Genomic DNA, 15055 nt, shown 5'->3' on the forward strand with positions numbered 1-15055 from the left:
CAGGCACGGCCCTGCCCCGCCGCACCGGGCCCCGGTCACCGGCGCGCCCGCCGGTGACCGGGGCCTGTGGCGTTCCGGCCCCGTCAGGCCCGGTCGACCTCGGCGCGCAGCGCGTTGTAGTCGGCGAACGCGGACTCGACGTCCGCCGGGGTCAGCCCGTAGCGGGCCAGGTCGTAGCGGTGGGGCCGGCCGCCCCGGGCGTGGGCGGCGGCCTTCGGGAGCCGGGCCGCGTCGGCCTCGGTCCAGCGGGCGCCGACGGCGGCGTAGAGCTTGGGGGCGCCGGCGGCCGGGTCGGAGCCGAGCGAGGAGTAGGGCACGTCCACCAGCGCCCCGGGGGCGATGCCGGCCCGGGCCGCGAGGCCGCGCCGGACCGACCGGCTCAGCAGGTCGAGCCAGGTGGCGCCCAGCTCACGCGGATCGAACCGGCGCAGCGAGGTGACCATGCCGACCTCGACCAGGCTGCAGAAGGACGCGACGGCGGCGGCCGGGTCGCGGTGGGTCCACACGAGCGTGGCGTCGGGGAAGACCTTGACCAGCGCGTCCAGGTTCCCGGTGTGGAAGGGGGACTTCAGGATCCAGCGGCGGCGCGGTCGGCCGTACTGCAGCACCTGCAGCGCCTGCCTGAGGTGGCGGTAGTCGGGGGTGAAGTCGTGCTCGAAGTGCCAGGCGTGGTAGGCGGGTATGCGGGCCTGGGCGAGCGGCACCAGCGCGTGCGGCAGGAGGAACGTGCACTCCTCGGGGCCCTCGGCGGTCATGGGATGGATGTCGCGGAAGCGCGGGCTCAGCAGATGGCTGCCGTTCAGGACGCGGCGCGCGGTCGTGATCCGCTTCTGCCGTTCCCGGGGCGACGGTTCGAGGCCGGGCGCCAGCAGCTCCCACAGCAGCGGACAGCGGTGGTCGTCGGAGACGGAGAGCACCCCGTGGGTGAGGGTGCTCGCGGTGCGCGGCAGGCCGACCACGAACACGGGTTTCTCGACGGGCTCCTGACCGATGGCCGGGTTCTCGGCGATCAGCCGCCTGATCCGGGCCCGGTTGGTGAGATGCCGGCGGACGTGCGCCTGCGCGGACTGCCAGCCGACCGGCCCGAGATCCTCGTCCTTGGCCCACTCCCGCAGCAGGAACCGGAAGTTCTCGACGAACTCCCCGTCGCCGTCCGCCCCTCCGGCGCCGGCGACGATCCGGTCGAAGACCCGGTCAGGGTCGTGGCGGGAGCCGAGCGTGGGCCGGAGTAACAGGTTGGCCAGGGTGAGAGGCAGGGGAGTGGACGCCATCGGGTACTTCCCTTCGGTGCGGGCGGAGGGGCGCGGCCCGGTTCCGGGCGCGGGCGCCCCGGCGGCCGCCCGGGTGGGGCGGCCTCCGGTGATCATCCTGCCGCGCGGGTGACCTCCCGCGCCGCCGGGGGTACGGTCGCGCCCGCCCCGTCGCCGTACCGCGACCGCAGCTCCGACAGCACACCCGACACCGCCGCCGTCAGCGGCACCGCGAGCAGCATGCCGAGGATGCCGGCGAGGGAGGCGCCCGCCGTGAGGGCCAGCAGGATCGCCGCCGGATGCATCTGCACGGTCCGGCTGTGGATCATCGGCTGGAGCACGTTCCCTTCGAGGAGCTGCACCGCGAAGACGACGGCGACCGCCCACAGCGCGGTCACCAGCCCCCGGTCCGCGAACGCGACGAGGATCGCCACCGCACCCGACAGGAACGCGCCCAGATACGGGATGTACGCGCCGACGAAGACGAGCGCGCCGAGGCCCACGGCCCCCGGCACCTGGAGTATCAGCAGACCGACGGCGATACAGACACCGTCGATGAAGGCGATGAGCGTCGTCCCCCGCATATAGCCCTCGATCGCCCGGAACGCGCGCCGGGCCATCACCTCCAGGGTGTCGCCGCTGCCGCGCGGCGCCAGCGAGTGCAGGGACGCGACCGCCCGGTCGGAGTCGCGCAGGAAGAAGAACATCAGCAGCATCGCCAGCACGGCCGCCGCCAGGAACTCGCTGACCGCGCTGACGCCGGTGAGCACCCCGGAGGCCGCCGTGCCCCCGAACTTCGACAGCAACTCCTTGGCGTTCTTCGCGAGGTCGTCCAGTGACGTCCCGGCCAGCCCGAACTCGTCGCTGAGCGACTTCGCCGCCTGCCGGAGCGAGGAGATGATCTGGTCCCCGGTGTCGATCAGCGCGGCCACCACGATGTACGCGGCCCCGCCCATCACCACCACCACGGCGGCACAGGTGAGCCCGGCGGCCAGGGACCTGTTGAACCTCATCGCGACCAGCCGCCGGTAGAACGGGCCGAGCAGCGCCGTGCCCAGCAGGGCGATCAGCACCGGCGTCACCGCCGTCTGGAACGTCACGCAGATCCACACGCCCACGTAGACGACACCCGTCACCAGCAACGTGAGCGCGCTCCACACGGCGATGTGCCGCGCGGGCCCCGGCAGGAACCCCCGGGGAACGTCCCCGCCCGACGGCCCGGCCGCCCTCGGCACCACCGTGTACCCGCCGGTGGTGCGTATCGTCGCCCGCGTCCGGTGGACGGGTCTGCGCGCGGCCCCGCCGCCCCGGCCCGGCCGTCCCCCGCGTACTGCGCGGGAGTCTCCCGTACGGCTGTTCATCCTCGCCATCTCCACTCAGTCAAGGTCGCGCGCACCCCTGAGGATCATGGGATGGCCGTGGCGCCACAGCGTAGACCCGGCCGGCGGACGGGCGACGGGCAGCTACCCGGCGATCGGCAGCGAGGCCCCGTCCCGCAGGAAGACCGGAATCCGTTCCAGCGGCGCGTCCACCGTCACCGACCGGCCTCCCTCGTACGTCTCGCCGGTCCACGCGTCGGTCCACCGCGCCCCCGCCGGCAGATAGGTGCTCCAGCGCGTCACCCCCGCCTCCAGCACCGGCGCGACCAGCACGTCCCGCCCGAACAGGTACGCGTCGTCCACCGACCAGGCCCGCTCGTCGTCCGGGAACTCCAGGAACAGCGGCCGCATCACCGGCAGTCCCTCCTCGTGGGCCTCCCGCATCACCCGCAGCACATACGGCTTCAGCCGCTCCCGCAGCCGCAGGTACTCCTCCAGGACGGCCCCGGCCTCCTCCCCGTACGACCACACCTCGTTGGGCCCGCCGGTCATGGCGGGCCCCAGTGGCATCCCGGGCTCACGGAACCCGTGCAGCCGCATCAGCGGCGAGAAGGCGCCGAACTGGAACCAGCGCACCATCACCTCGCGGTAGGCCGGATCGTCCGGGTCGCCGCCGTGGAAGCCGCCGATGTCGGTGTTCCACCAGGGGATGCCGGACAGCGCGGTGTTGAGGCCCGCCGCGATCTGCCGCCGCAGGGTCGGGAAATCGGTCCCGATGTCACCGGACCACAGCGCGGCCCCCCACCGCTGACTGCCCGCCCACGCCGACCGGTTGAGGGAGACGATCTCCTCCTCACCGGCCGCCCGCAGCCCCTCGTAGAAGGTGCGGGCGACCTCGGCCGGGTAGCTGTTGCCGACCTCCAGGCCGGGCCCCGCCCAGTAGCGCAGGTTCTCCTGGAAGCCCGGCTTGATCTCCGGCTCGCAGGCGTCCAGCCAGAACGCCTTGATGCCGTACGGCTCCAGGTAGTTCTCCCGCACCCGCGACCACACGAACTCCCGGGCCTCCGGGTTCGTCGCGTCGTAGAAGGCGACCTGGACCGTCGAGGCGACCTCCTTGTCCGGCCAGTCGGCGTGCGCCATCGGGCCGTACTGGGTGCCGATGAAGTAGCCGCGCTGTTCCATCAGGTGGTGGTTCTCGCTCAGCGGCGACACCGACGGCCACACGGACACCACCAGCCGGATGCCCAGCTCCTCCAGCTCCCGGACCATCGCCGCCGGGTCGGGCCACTCGGCCGGGTCGAACTTCCACTCGCCGAGGTGCGTCCAGTGGAAGAAGTCGCACACGATGACGTCGATCGGCAGACCCCGCCGCTTGTACTCCCTTGCCACGGACAGGAGTTCGTCCTGGGTGCGGTAGCGCAGCTTGCACTGCCAGAACCCGGCCGCCCACGCGGGCAGCATCGGCACCCGGCCCGTCGCCGCGCTGTAGCGGCGCTGTGCGTCGGCCGGCTCGCCCGCGGTGATCCAGTAGTCGATCTGCCGGGCGGAGTCCGCGACCCAGCGGGTGCCGTTGCCCGCCAGCTCGACGCGGCCGATCGCCGGGTTGTTCCACAGCAGGGTGTAGCCGCGGCTGGAGGTGAGCACCGGGATGCCGACCTCCGCGTTGCGCTGCACCAGGTCGAGCACCAGCCCCTTCTGGTCGAGCCGCCCGTGCTGGTGCTGCCCGAGGCCGTAGAGCTTCTCGTCGTCGTACGCGGCGAAGCGCTGCTCCAGGCGGTGGTGGCCGTTGCCGACGGCGGTGTAGAGGCGGGAGCCGGGCCACCAGAAGTGGGCGCGCGCCTCCGACAGCAGTTCGGTGCCGTCGGCAGTGCGCGTGTACCGGACCAGGCCCTCGGCGTCGACCTCGACGGTGAGCGCGCCGACGGTCAGCCGCCCCAGCCCGTCCTCGATCTTGACGCTGCTCTCGGTGCTCTCCGCCTCGTCGAGCAGGGCGCCCGGCAGCCCGTCGAGGACCGGGCCGCCGAGGCGGGCGCGGACCCGGACCGCGTCCGGGCCCCAGGGTTCGATCCGCAGGGTCTCCTGGCGTCCGCTCCACTCCAGGGCGCCGTCCCGCTCACGGAACGTGCCGACGGTGGGGGAGGACTGGGCGAGGCTGACCGCGCCCGTCGGGGTCTGGTTCTCGGCAGACAGATTCACGGGATCTCCTGGAAGGGAGGAGTGACGGCACACCCGGCTCGGCTCCGGCGGGCGCGGGCGGTGGGGAGGAGAAGGGGCCGTACGGCGGCTTGCGTACGACAGGGCGATCGGTGCGCGAAGGGAAGAGTGGGAGAGGGACGGAAGGAGAGGGCGACCGTCGGGGGCGGGTGCGGCCGGGCCGATCGCCTCAGCCGGTCGTGGACAGGGGTCCCGTGCTCGCGCGGACCGTCAACTCGGGGGCGAGGAGCACCACTTCGTCGGCGTCCCGGCCCTCCAGCTTGGCGATCAGCTGCTCGACCGCCCGACGGCCCATCTCCTGGGCGGGGATGGCGACGGAGGTCAGCCGTACCGAGGCCTGCACGGCGACCTGGTCCGGGCAGATCGCGATCACCGAGACGTCCTCGGGGACCGCGCGCCCCTGCTGCCGCAGCAGCGCGAGCAGCGGCTCCACCGCGGACTCGTTCTGCACGACGATCCCCGTCGTGCCCGGCCGTTCGTCGAAGATCCGGGCCAGGGTCGCGGCCATCGCGTCGTAGCCGCCCTCACAGGGACGGTGCAGCACGCGCAGCCCCAACTCCCGTGCCCGGCCGCGGAGTCCGTCGAGGGTGCGCTCGGCGAAACCGGTGTGCCGTTCGTACACCGCGGGTGCCTCGCCGACGACCGCGATGTCACGGTGGCCGAGCATCGCCAGATGCTCCACGCACAGCGCCCCCGTGGCTCCGAAGTCGAGGTCGACGCAGGTCAGGCCACTGGTGTCGGCCGGCAGTCCGATGAGCACCGACGGCTGGTCGGTGCCGCGCAGCAGCGGCAGCCGCTCGTCGTCCAGCTCCACGTCCATCAGGATCATCGCGTCGGCGAGTCCGCTGCCGGTGACACGGCGCACCGCGTCCGGGCCCTCCTCGCCGGTGAGCAGCAGCACGTCGTACCCGTACGCGCGGGCCGTGGTGGCCACGGCGATGGCGATCTCCATCATCACCGGGACGTACATGTCGGTGCGCAGCGGGACCATCAGGGCGACGATGTTCGACCTGCTGCTCGCCAGGGCCCGGGCTCCCGCGTTCGGGTGGTAGCCGAGCTCCTGGATGCTCCGCTCCACCCGCTGCCGGGTGCCCGCGGAGATGGACCGCTTGCCGCTGAGGACATAGCTCACCGTGCTCGCCGAGACTCCGGCGTGCTGGGCGACCTCGGCGAGGGTGACCATCCAGCTCTCCAAGCGTGTTTAAGCGCTTCGACAGCGCACTGTTGCTGAACCAAGGCGAGTGAGGGTGGCTCGACAGTAGTCCGGCGCTGGATGAGTGTCCATAGGTTATCGAAGCGCTTCGATGATGAGCCCGGCGCGCGGGGCGTGGTGGGGGGTGTGTGGGGTGCGGCCGCGGGTCCGTGGGGCTTCTCGCGCGGCTCCCCGCGCCCCGGTGGGGCGCTCTTGTCGGCCACAGTCTAGAACCGGCCGACCTCCGACGCCTTCACTGCGCACGGAGGGCGGCGCGCCGGTGGCGACAGCGGACCGGAGGGGACCGCGGCTGACCACGGGGGACCGCGACTGGAGCCGGAACCGCGGCCGGGGACAGCCGGTCGGCGACGGACGGCGGCTGAGGACAGCCGCCCGACCACGGCCGGCACCGGCCCGGTCGGTCGACCACGGCCTGCCGCGCCCGACATCGGGCGGCGACGGCCGCGAGGGGCGCGCGTCCCGGCCGAAGCGGCCCGCCGCGCACTCGAACCGCGCACGCGAGGGGTGGCGGGGCCACCCCGAATCGGGTACCAACGATCGAGTAGCACCCATCGGTAACCATTCAGGTACCCATCCGGTACGAGATCCCGATTCGCGGCGAGGTGAGCCTCATGTCCGCCCCACCCCTCAAGAAGCCCGTTGTCACAGAACGTGAGGCCCGCCAGGTGGCGGAGGCCGCCCGGGAGCAGGCCTGGCGCAAGCCCAGCTTCGCCAAGGAACTGTTCCTCGGCCGGTTCCGCCTCGACCTCATCCACCCCCACCCGCTGCCCACGGACGAGGCCGTCCGGCGCGGCGAGCAGTTCCTGACCAAGCTCCGCGCCTTCTGCGAGACGAAGGTCGACGGCGCCCTGATCGAGCGCGAGGCCCGGATCCCCGACGAGGTGATCGACGGCCTCAAGGAACTCGGCGCCCTCGGCATGAAGATCGACCCCAAGTACGGTGGTCTCGGCCTCACCCAGGTGTACTACAACAAGGCGCTGGCCCTGGTCGGCTCCGCCAGCCCCGCCATCGGCGTCCTGCTCTCGGCGCATCAGTCGATCGGCGTACCGCAGCCGCTGAAACTGTTCGGCACCCCCGAGCAGAAGGAGAAGTTCCTGCCGCGCTGCGCCCGCACGGACATCAGCGCCTTCCTCCTCACCGAGCCCGACGTCGGCTCCGACCCCGCCCGCCTCGCCACCACCGCGGTGCCCGACGGGGACGACTACCTCCTCGACGGCGTGAAGCTGTGGACGACGAACGGCGTGGTCGCCGACCTCCTCGTCGTCATGGCACGGGTGCCGAAGTCCGAGGGGCACAAGGGCGGCATCACCGCCTTCGTCGTGGAGACCGACGCGCCCGGTGTCACCGTGGAGAACCGCAACGCCTTCATGGGCCTGCGCGGCATCGAGAACGGCGTCACCCGCCTCCACCAGGTCCGCGTCCCCGCCGCGAACCGCATCGGCCCCGAGGGTGCGGGCCTGAAGATCGCGCTCACCACCCTCAACACCGGCCGCCTCTCGCTTCCGGCGTCCTGCGTGGCCGCCGGCAAGTGGTGTCTGAAGATCGCCCGTGAGTGGTCGGCGGCACGTGAGCAGTGGGGCAAGCCGGTCGCTAACCACGAGGCGGTGGGCCAGAAGATCTCCTTCATCGCGGCCACCACCTTCGCCCTCGAAGCGGTGCTCGACCTGTCGTCGCAGATGGCCGACGAGGACCGCAACGACATCCGCATCGAAGGGGCCCTGGCGAAGCTGTTCGCCTCCGAGATGGGCTGGCGCATCGCCGACGAGCTGGTCCAGATCCGCGGCGGCCGCGGCTTCGAGACGGCGGACTCGCTGCGGGCGCGCGGCGAACGGGCCGTCCCCGCCGAGCAGATGCTGCGCGACCTGCGCATCAACAGGATCTTCGAGGGCTCCACGGAGATCATGCACCTGCTGATCGCCCGCGAGGCCGTCGATGCCCATCTGACCGTGGCGGGCGACCTGATCGACCCGGAGAAGTCCCTCTCCGACAAGGCGAGGGCAGGCGCGAACGCGGGCGTCTTCTACGCCAAGTGGCTGCCCAAGCTGGTCGCGGGGCCGGGTCAACTCCCGCGCACGTACGGCGACTTCCACCCGGCCGGTCACCCGGACCTGGCCACCCACCTGCGCTACGTCGAGCGCAACGCCCGCAAGCTGGCCCGCTCCACCTTCTACGCCATGTCCCGCTGGCAGGGCCGGATGGAGACCAAGCAGGGCTTCCTGGGCCGTGTCGTCGACATCGGCGCCGAACTCTTCGCCATGAGCGCGGCCGTCGTCCGCGCCGAACTGCTCCGCAGCCAGGGCGATCACGGCCGCGAGGCGTACCAGCTCGCCGACGTCTTCTGCCGCCAGTCCCGCATCCGCGTCGAGGAACTCTTCGGCCGCCTCTGGAACAACACCGACGACCTCGACCGCAAGGTGGTCAAGGGCGTCCTCGGCGGCGCCTACGAGTGGCTGGAGCAGGGCGTGATCGACCCGTCCGGCGAGGGCCCCTGGATCGCGGACGCGACCCCGGGCCCGAGCGAGAAGGAGAACGTCCACCGTCGCATCCAGTGACGTGACGCCTCCCCCCCCCCGCGCCCCCGGTTCTCCAGGGGCGCGGGGAACCGCGCGACCGGCCCCCACGGCGCCGCACCCGCCCGATGACCGGGCGCGGCACCCCGGAAGGCGGCCCCGGCTAGCAGTACTTGTCGCCGGCGTCCCGAGTGGTCCAGGAACAGGAGTCCACCTTCGTCCCGTTCGCCTTCGTCAGCTTCGCGGTGTCGCTGGTGTTGTTCCAGACGTACGCCTTGCGGTTCTGGTACTTCGTCGCGGTCGTGTCGGTGCCCGACCCCGTACGGACCTTGATGTACTTCTTCGCCCCGATCCTGACGTCCGGGAACGTGTACCTGTGGTTGTCCAGGTCCTTCAGCACCCAGCCCTTCAGCGAGATCGCCGACGAGCTGGTGTTCTTGATCTGCACCCACTCGGCATTGAGGCTCGTGGTGGACCGCGTGTCCTTGCCGGGACTGTCGAAGTACACGCGGTAGATGACCACACCCCCCGCGGCCTCGGCCGGGCTGCTCAGCAGGGTGCCGGTCAGGGCCACCGCTCCGGCGAGCGCGGGCACGGCGGCGCGTATGCGCTTGCGCATGAATCCCCCCAGGATCCTCATTCATGATCGGCTGATACGACAATCGGATCAGCAGGGGAGAAGTCATATCACCCCCGCCTTCACGCGTGCTTCACAAACGGAGAAATGCCCTCGACGACCGCACACGGCACGAAGTGGGTCAACCAGGGGGCGTGCGGTCCAGCCGGACACCGGATGCGGCCACAATGGGGGGATGAGCGACAGTCCAGCCCCTCTCGCCGATCCGCATCTCGTCTTCGACCCGGTCGACGGCGCACGGGACGTAGTGATCCTCGGATCGACCGGCTCGATCGGCACCCAGGCCATCGACCTCGTCCTGCGCAACCCGGACCGCTTTCGCGTCACCGGGCTCTCCGCCGCCGGAGGGCGGGTGCAGCTCCTGGCCGAGCAGGCGCACCGGCTGCGCGTGCGGACCGTCGCCGTCGCCCGCGAGGACGTCGTACCGGCCCTGCGCGAGGCCCTGACCGGCACGTACGGTGCCGGGGAGACCCTCCCCGAGATCCTGGCCGGCCCGGAGGCGGCCACCGCCCTGGCCGCCTCCGACTGCCACACCGTCCTGAACGGCATCACCGGTTCCATCGGCCTCGCCCCGACCCTCGCCGCCCTGGAGGCGGGCCGCACCCTCGCGCTCGCCAACAAGGAGTCGCTCATCGTCGGCGGCCCGCTGGTCAAGGCGCTGGCGAAGCCCGGCCAGATCATCCCGGTCGACTCCGAGCACGCCGCCCTCTTCCAGGCCCTCGCCTCCGGCACCCGGGCCGACGTGCGCAAGCTCGTCGTCACCGCCTCCGGCGGCCCGTTCCGCGGCCGTACGAAGGCGGAACTGGCGGACGTGACGCCCGCCGACGCTCTCGCGCACCCCACCTGGGCCATGGGCCCGGTGATCACCGTGAACTCCGCGACCCTGGTCAACAAGGGCCTGGAGGTCATCGAGGCGCACCTGCTCTACGACATTCCCTTCGACCGCATTGAGGTCGTCGTGCACCCCCAGTCGTATGTCCACTCGATGGTTGAGTTCACGGACGGATCGACGATGGCCCAGGCGACGCCCCCCGACATGCGCGGGCCCATCGCCATCGGCCTCGGCTGGCCGCAGCGCGTCCCGGACGCCGCGCCCGCCTTCGACTGGACCAAGGCGTCCAGCTGGGAGTTCTTCCCCCTCGACGGCGACGCGTTCCCGTCGGTCGGGCTCGCCCGGCACGTGGGACAGCTCGCGGGCACCGCTCCGGCGGTGTTCAATGCGGCGAACGAGGAGTGCGTCGACGCGTTCCTGTACGGGGGCCTCCGGTTCGACGCGATCATGGAGACCGTCACACGGGTGGTCGAGGAGCACGGCACCCCAGCCGCGGGAACTTCCCTGACGGTGGCGGACGTCCTCGAAGCGGAGACCTGGGCACGTGCCAGGGCCCGTGAACTGACCACCTCGACCGGCAAACCCACCGAGCGGACGACCGCGGAGGCCCGTGCATGACGACCCTGATGTTCATCCTCGGCATAGTGGTCTTCGTGATCGGCCTGGCGTTCTCGATCGCGTGGCACGAGCTGGGCCACTTCTCGACCGCCAAACTCTTCGGCGTCCGCGTGCCCCAGTTCATGGTGGGCTTCGGCCCGACCCTCTGGTCGAAGAAGAAGGGTGAGACCGAGTACGGCGTCAAGGCGATCCCGCTCGGCGGCTACATCCGCATGATCGGCATGATCCCGCCCGGCGAGGACGGCCGGATCGAGAGCCGCTCGACCTCCCCGTGGCGCGTGATGATCGAGGACGCCCGCGCGGCCTCCTTCGAGGAGCTCCAGCCCGGCGACGAGAAGCGGCTGTTCTACACGCGCAAGCCGTGGAAGCGCGTGATCGTGATGTTCGCCGGGCCCTTCATGAACCTGATCCTGGCCTTCGTGATCTTCCTCGGCGTGATGATGACCTTCGGCACCCAGACCTCGACGACCACGGTCAGCAAGGTCTCGGACTGCGTCATCTCCGCCAGTGAGAACCGCTCGAAGTGCAAGGACAGTGACAAGGAGGCCCCCGCCAAGGCGGCCGGCCTGAAGCCCGGCGACAAGATCGTCGCGTTCGACGGCACCCCCGTCGAGAACTGGTCCGCCCTGCAGGCCGACATCCGCGACAACCCCGGCAAGCAGGTCACCCTCACCGTGGACCGCAAGGGCGAGAAGGTCGACCTGACCCCCACCCTCATCAAGAACCAGGTCAGCCAGACCGACGGCCAGGGTGGCTACGTCAAGGACAAGTACGTGTACGCCGGCTGGCTCGGCTTCACCCCCGCCTCCGACATCCTCCCGCTCACCTTCGGCCAGTCCGTGGACCGCATGGGCGACATGATGGAGAACGGCGTCGAGTCCCTGCTCTCCCTGCCCGCCAAGGTCCCCGCCCTGTGGGACGCCACCTTCGGCGACGGCGAGCGCGAGGCCGACTCGCCCATGGGCGTGGTCGGCGCGGCCCGCGTCGGCGGCGAGATCTTCACCATGGACATCCCCGCCACCCAGCAGCTCGCCAGCTTCCTGATCCTGCTGGCCGGCTTCAACCTCTCCCTGTTCCTGTTCAACATGCTTCCGCTGCTCCCGCTCGACGGCGGGCACATCGCGGGCGCCCTGTGGGAGTCGCTGCGCCGGAACGCGGCCAAGGTGCTGCGCCGGCCCGACCCCGGCCCCTTCGACGTGGCCAAGCTGATGCCCGTCGCGTACGTGGTCGCCGGCATCTTCGTCTGCTTCACGCTCCTGGTGCTGATCGCGGACCTCGTGAACCCGGTGCGCATCTCGTAGTCACCCGCGGTTCACGGCGGCCGGGCCCACTCACCGAGCGGGCCCGGCCGCCGTCGTTCGCGTACGAACCGGTCACCTGCACCGAACACCACGGCGAGCATCCCCAACGGGTGGGTTCACGCACGATGGGGGTCCCCGCCGAGTGGGTTCGAGGTGGGGGCGTGCTCGGGTGCCTGCCCGTGCCGTAATCTCGAAGCCTGGAGCCCGCGCGTACCGGGACCCGATCCTGATCCACAACTTGGGGTTGCACAGCAGATGACTACTGCGATTTCTCTCGGCATGCCGTCCGTTCCGACCAAGCTCGCCGAGCGCCGCAAGAGCCGGCAGATCCAGGTCGGCTCCGTCGCGGTCGGCGGGGACGCCCCGGTCTCGGTCCAGTCGATGACCACCACCCGTACGTCGGACATCGGCGCCACGCTGCAGCAGATCGCCGAGCTGACGGCGTCCGGCTGCCAGATCGTCCGGGTCGCCTGCCCCACCCAGGACGACGCCGACGCCCTCCCGGTGATCGCCAGGAAGTCACAGATCCCGGTCATCGCCGACATCCACTTCCAGCCGAAGTACGTCTTCGCCGCGATCGAGGCCGGCTGCGCCGCCGTGCGCGTCAACCCGGGCAACATCAAGCAGTTCGACGACAAGGTCAAGGAGATCGCCCAGGCGGCGAACGACCACGGCACCCCGATCCGCATCGGCGTCAACGCCGGCTCCCTGGACCGCCGCCTGCTCCAGAAGTACGGCAAGGCCACCCCCGAGGCGCTGGTCGAGTCCGCCCTGTGGGAGGCGTCCCTCTTCGAGGAGCACGGCTTCCGGGACATCAAGATCTCGGTCAAGCACAACGACCCGGTCGTCATGGTCAACGCCTACCGCCAGCTCGCCGCCCAGTGCGACTACCCCCTCCACCTCGGCGTCACGGAGGCCGGCCCCGCCTTCCAGGGCACCATCAAGTCGGCCGTCGCCTTCGGCGCGCTGCTCTCCGAGGGCATCGGCGACACCATCCGCGTCTCCCTCTCGGCCCCGCCGGTCGAGGAGATCAAGGTCGGCAACCAGATCCTGGAGTCGCTGAACCTGAAGCCGCGCCGCCTCGAGATCGTCTCCTGCCCCTCCTGCGGCCGCGCCCAGGTGGACGTCTACAAGCTCGCCGAGGAAGTCACCGCCGGCCTCACCGGCATGGAGGTCCCCCTCCGCGTCGCCGTCATGGGCTGCGTCGTCAACGGCCCCGGCGAGGCCCGCGAGGCCGACCTCGGCGTCGCCTCCGGCAACGGTAAGGGCCAGATCTTCGTCAAGGGCGAGGTCATCAAGACCGTCCCCGAATCCAAGATCGTCGAGACCCTCATCGAGGAAGCGATGAAGATCGCCGAACAGATGGAGGCGGACGGCATCACCTCGGGCGAGCCGACGGTGGCGGTAGCGGGCTGAGGCCGCTGCTTCTGGAGGGCAGGCCGCAGGCCGTCCCTCCAGGGGCGCGGGGCTGTATCCCACATGCGGCTCCGCCGCGTGGGCGCGACAAGCCCACGACGCACCCGCCAACGCACAGTGGCCCCCGAGCTCTGAGGCGCCCCCGCACAGCCCGGCAGGGTATCGTGCCAAGACCAGCGCAGACCCCAGGGTGAGGCCCCCGCACGTGTTGACCCAGACCACCACCAGGGTCCTCGAACCGAGTGACCTGGACGCCGCACTCGCCGTCCTGGACCGAGATCCCGTCGCGAACGCCTTCGTGACCTCCCGCGTCCAGGTTGCCGGGCTGGACCCGTGGCGGCTCGGCGGCGAGATGTGGGGCTGGTACGAGGACGGTGCCCTGACCTCCCTCTGCTATGCCGGCGCCAACCTCGTCCCCATCTGCGCCACCCCCCGCGCCGTGCGCGCCTTCGCCGACCGCGCCCGCCGGGCCGGCCGCCGCTGCTCCTCGGTCGTCGGCCCCGCCGAACCCACCGCCCAGCTCTGGCGCCTCCTCGAACCCAGCTGGGGCCCGGCCCGCGAGGTCCGCTCCCGCCAGCCCCTCATGGTCACCGACCGGCTCCCCGACCCCGCCGACGTCGTCCCCGACCCGTACGTCCGCCGCATCCGCAAGGACGAGATGGACACGATCATGCCGGCGTGCGTGGCGATGTTCACCGAGGAGGTCGGCGTCTCCCCGTTGGCCGGCGACGGCGGACTGCTCTACCAGGCCCGGGTCGCCGAACTCGTGGGCTCCGGCCGCTCCTTCGCCCGCCTCGCCCCGGACGGCCGTGTCCTGTTCAAGGCCGAGATCGGCGCGGCGACCCCTCGGGCCTGCCAGATCCAGGGCGTCTGGGTGGCCCCCGAGTTCCGGGGCCAGGGCTTGGCCGCCCCCGGCATGGCGGCCGTCCTCCGCTATGCCCTGGCCGACGTCGCCCCCGTGGTCAGCCTCTACGTCAACGACTTCAATACCGCAGCGCGGCGCACCTACCAGCGGGTGGGCTTCCAAGAGGTGGGCGCCTTCATGAGCGTGCTGTTCTGAGGGTTCTGGCTGCGGAAAGCCCGACTCCTGAGCGCCGAGCAGGGGACGCGCCCCCTCAAGGGGCGCGGGGAACTGCGTGACCAGCCACATCCAGCCCGCACCCCGCAGCCGGTACGAACGCCCCTGTAGCATCCGCAACATGAGCCTCGTCATCGGCCCCCTGGACCTGTCCGCCCACGTAGACGAGGCACTGGCAGTCCAAGCGATCGCGTTCGGACTCGGCCCCGACGAGGTCGCGGTCCGCCGCCAGATCGTCCTGCGCCACATGACCTACCCGGGGGCGAGGGCACTCGGCGCCACCATCGCCGGACGGCTCGTCGGTTTCGTCTACGGCATGCCCAACGACCGCTCCCACTGGTGGTCCACCGTCGTCGAGCCCTACCTCCGCGCCCTGCACCACGAGCACTGGCTCGACGACTCCTTCGTGATCACCGAACTGCACGTCCACCCCCGCCACCAGAACCACGGCGTCGGCCGAGCCCTCATCACCACGATCACCGACAGCGCGGCCGAGCCCCGCTCGATCCTCTCCGCGATCGACGTCGACAGCCCCGCCCGCGGCCTGTACCACTCCCTCGGCTACACGGACCTCGCCCGCCGGGTCGTCTTCCCCAGCGCCCCCAGACCGTACGCGGTGATGGGCGCCCCCCTGCCCCTGCGCCGCAGGTAGCACCCCGCCCCCGCC

The 15055-nt window shown here is 71.4% G+C and carries 11 protein-coding genes; 6 read left to right on the forward strand and 5 right to left on the reverse strand.

Annotated features, from left to right (window positions below):
• Positions 1-83: 83 nt before the first annotated feature.
• From ACFU5F_RS34555 to ACFU5F_RS34570, 4 genes are all read right to left on the reverse strand, one after another.
• A complete protein-coding gene (locus ACFU5F_RS34555) occupies positions 84-1271 on the reverse strand; it encodes a sulfotransferase family protein (protein WP_383896076.1) in 1188 nt (395 codons plus the stop codon).
• A 92-nt stretch (positions 1272-1363) separates the two neighbouring features.
• Entirely contained in the window at positions 1364-2410 is a 1047-nt protein-coding gene (locus ACFU5F_RS34560; protein ID WP_383896143.1) for an AI-2E family transporter, read from the reverse strand.
• Positions 2411-2713: 303 nt separating this feature from the next.
• A complete protein-coding gene (locus ACFU5F_RS34565) occupies positions 2714-4765 on the reverse strand; it encodes a TIM-barrel domain-containing protein (RefSeq protein ID WP_383896079.1) in 2052 nt (683 codons plus the stop codon).
• 187 nt (positions 4766-4952) lie between these two features.
• Positions 4953-5966 (reverse strand): LacI family DNA-binding transcriptional regulator, encoded by a 1014-nt coding sequence (locus ACFU5F_RS34570; protein WP_383896081.1) that lies wholly within the window; start codon positions 5964-5966, stop codon positions 4953-4955.
• 641 nt (positions 5967-6607) lie between these two features.
• Here ACFU5F_RS34570 and ACFU5F_RS34575 point away from each other — a divergent pair.
• The gene (locus ACFU5F_RS34575) at positions 6608-8548 is read left to right on the forward strand and encodes an acyl-CoA dehydrogenase family protein (protein WP_383896084.1); all 1941 of its coding nucleotides are present in this window, start codon (positions 6608-6610) and stop codon (positions 8546-8548) included.
• Between the two features lie 121 nt (positions 8549-8669).
• On the opposite strand, the gene ACFU5F_RS34580 is transcribed toward ACFU5F_RS34575, so the two are convergent.
• Positions 8670-9125, reverse strand: a complete 456-nt coding sequence (locus ACFU5F_RS34580) for a lamin tail domain-containing protein (protein WP_383896086.1) — start codon at positions 9123-9125, stop codon at positions 8670-8672.
• A 193-nt stretch (positions 9126-9318) separates the two neighbouring features.
• On the opposite strand from ACFU5F_RS34580, the gene dxr reads away from it, so the two are divergent.
• The 5 genes from dxr to ACFU5F_RS34605 all read left to right on the forward strand — a co-directional run bounded on the left by dxr (position 9319) and on the right by ACFU5F_RS34605 (position 15040).
• A complete protein-coding gene (gene dxr, locus ACFU5F_RS34585; protein ID WP_383896088.1) occupies positions 9319-10593 on the forward strand; it encodes a 1-deoxy-D-xylulose-5-phosphate reductoisomerase in 1275 nt (424 codons plus the stop codon).
• A complete protein-coding gene (locus tag ACFU5F_RS34590) occupies positions 10590-11894 on the forward strand; it encodes a M50 family metallopeptidase (protein ID WP_383896091.1) in 1305 nt (434 codons plus the stop codon). The genes dxr and ACFU5F_RS34590 overlap by 4 nt, the downstream gene beginning before the upstream one ends.
• Before the next feature lie 279 nt (positions 11895-12173).
• Positions 12174-13310: a flavodoxin-dependent (E)-4-hydroxy-3-methylbut-2-enyl-diphosphate synthase gene (gene ispG, locus ACFU5F_RS34595; RefSeq protein ID WP_005479680.1), complete on the forward strand. Its 1137-nt coding sequence runs from the start codon at positions 12174-12176 to the stop codon at positions 13308-13310.
• Positions 13311-13515: 205 nt separating this feature from the next.
• Positions 13516-14370: a GNAT family N-acetyltransferase gene (locus ACFU5F_RS34600; RefSeq protein ID WP_383896094.1), complete on the forward strand. Its 855-nt coding sequence runs from the start codon at positions 13516-13518 to the stop codon at positions 14368-14370.
• Positions 14371-14509: 139 nt separating this feature from the next.
• Positions 14510-15040 carry a GNAT family N-acetyltransferase gene (locus ACFU5F_RS34605; protein WP_383896097.1) on the forward strand — a complete coding sequence of 177 codons (531 nt, stop codon included), beginning with the start codon at positions 14510-14512 and terminating at the stop codon, positions 15038-15040.
• Positions 15041-15055 lie beyond the last annotated feature (15 nt).

This window comes from Streptomyces sp. NPDC057438 (genome assembly GCF_042802995.1).
Taxonomy (GTDB): Bacteria; Actinomycetota; Actinomycetes; order Streptomycetales; family Streptomycetaceae; genus Streptomyces.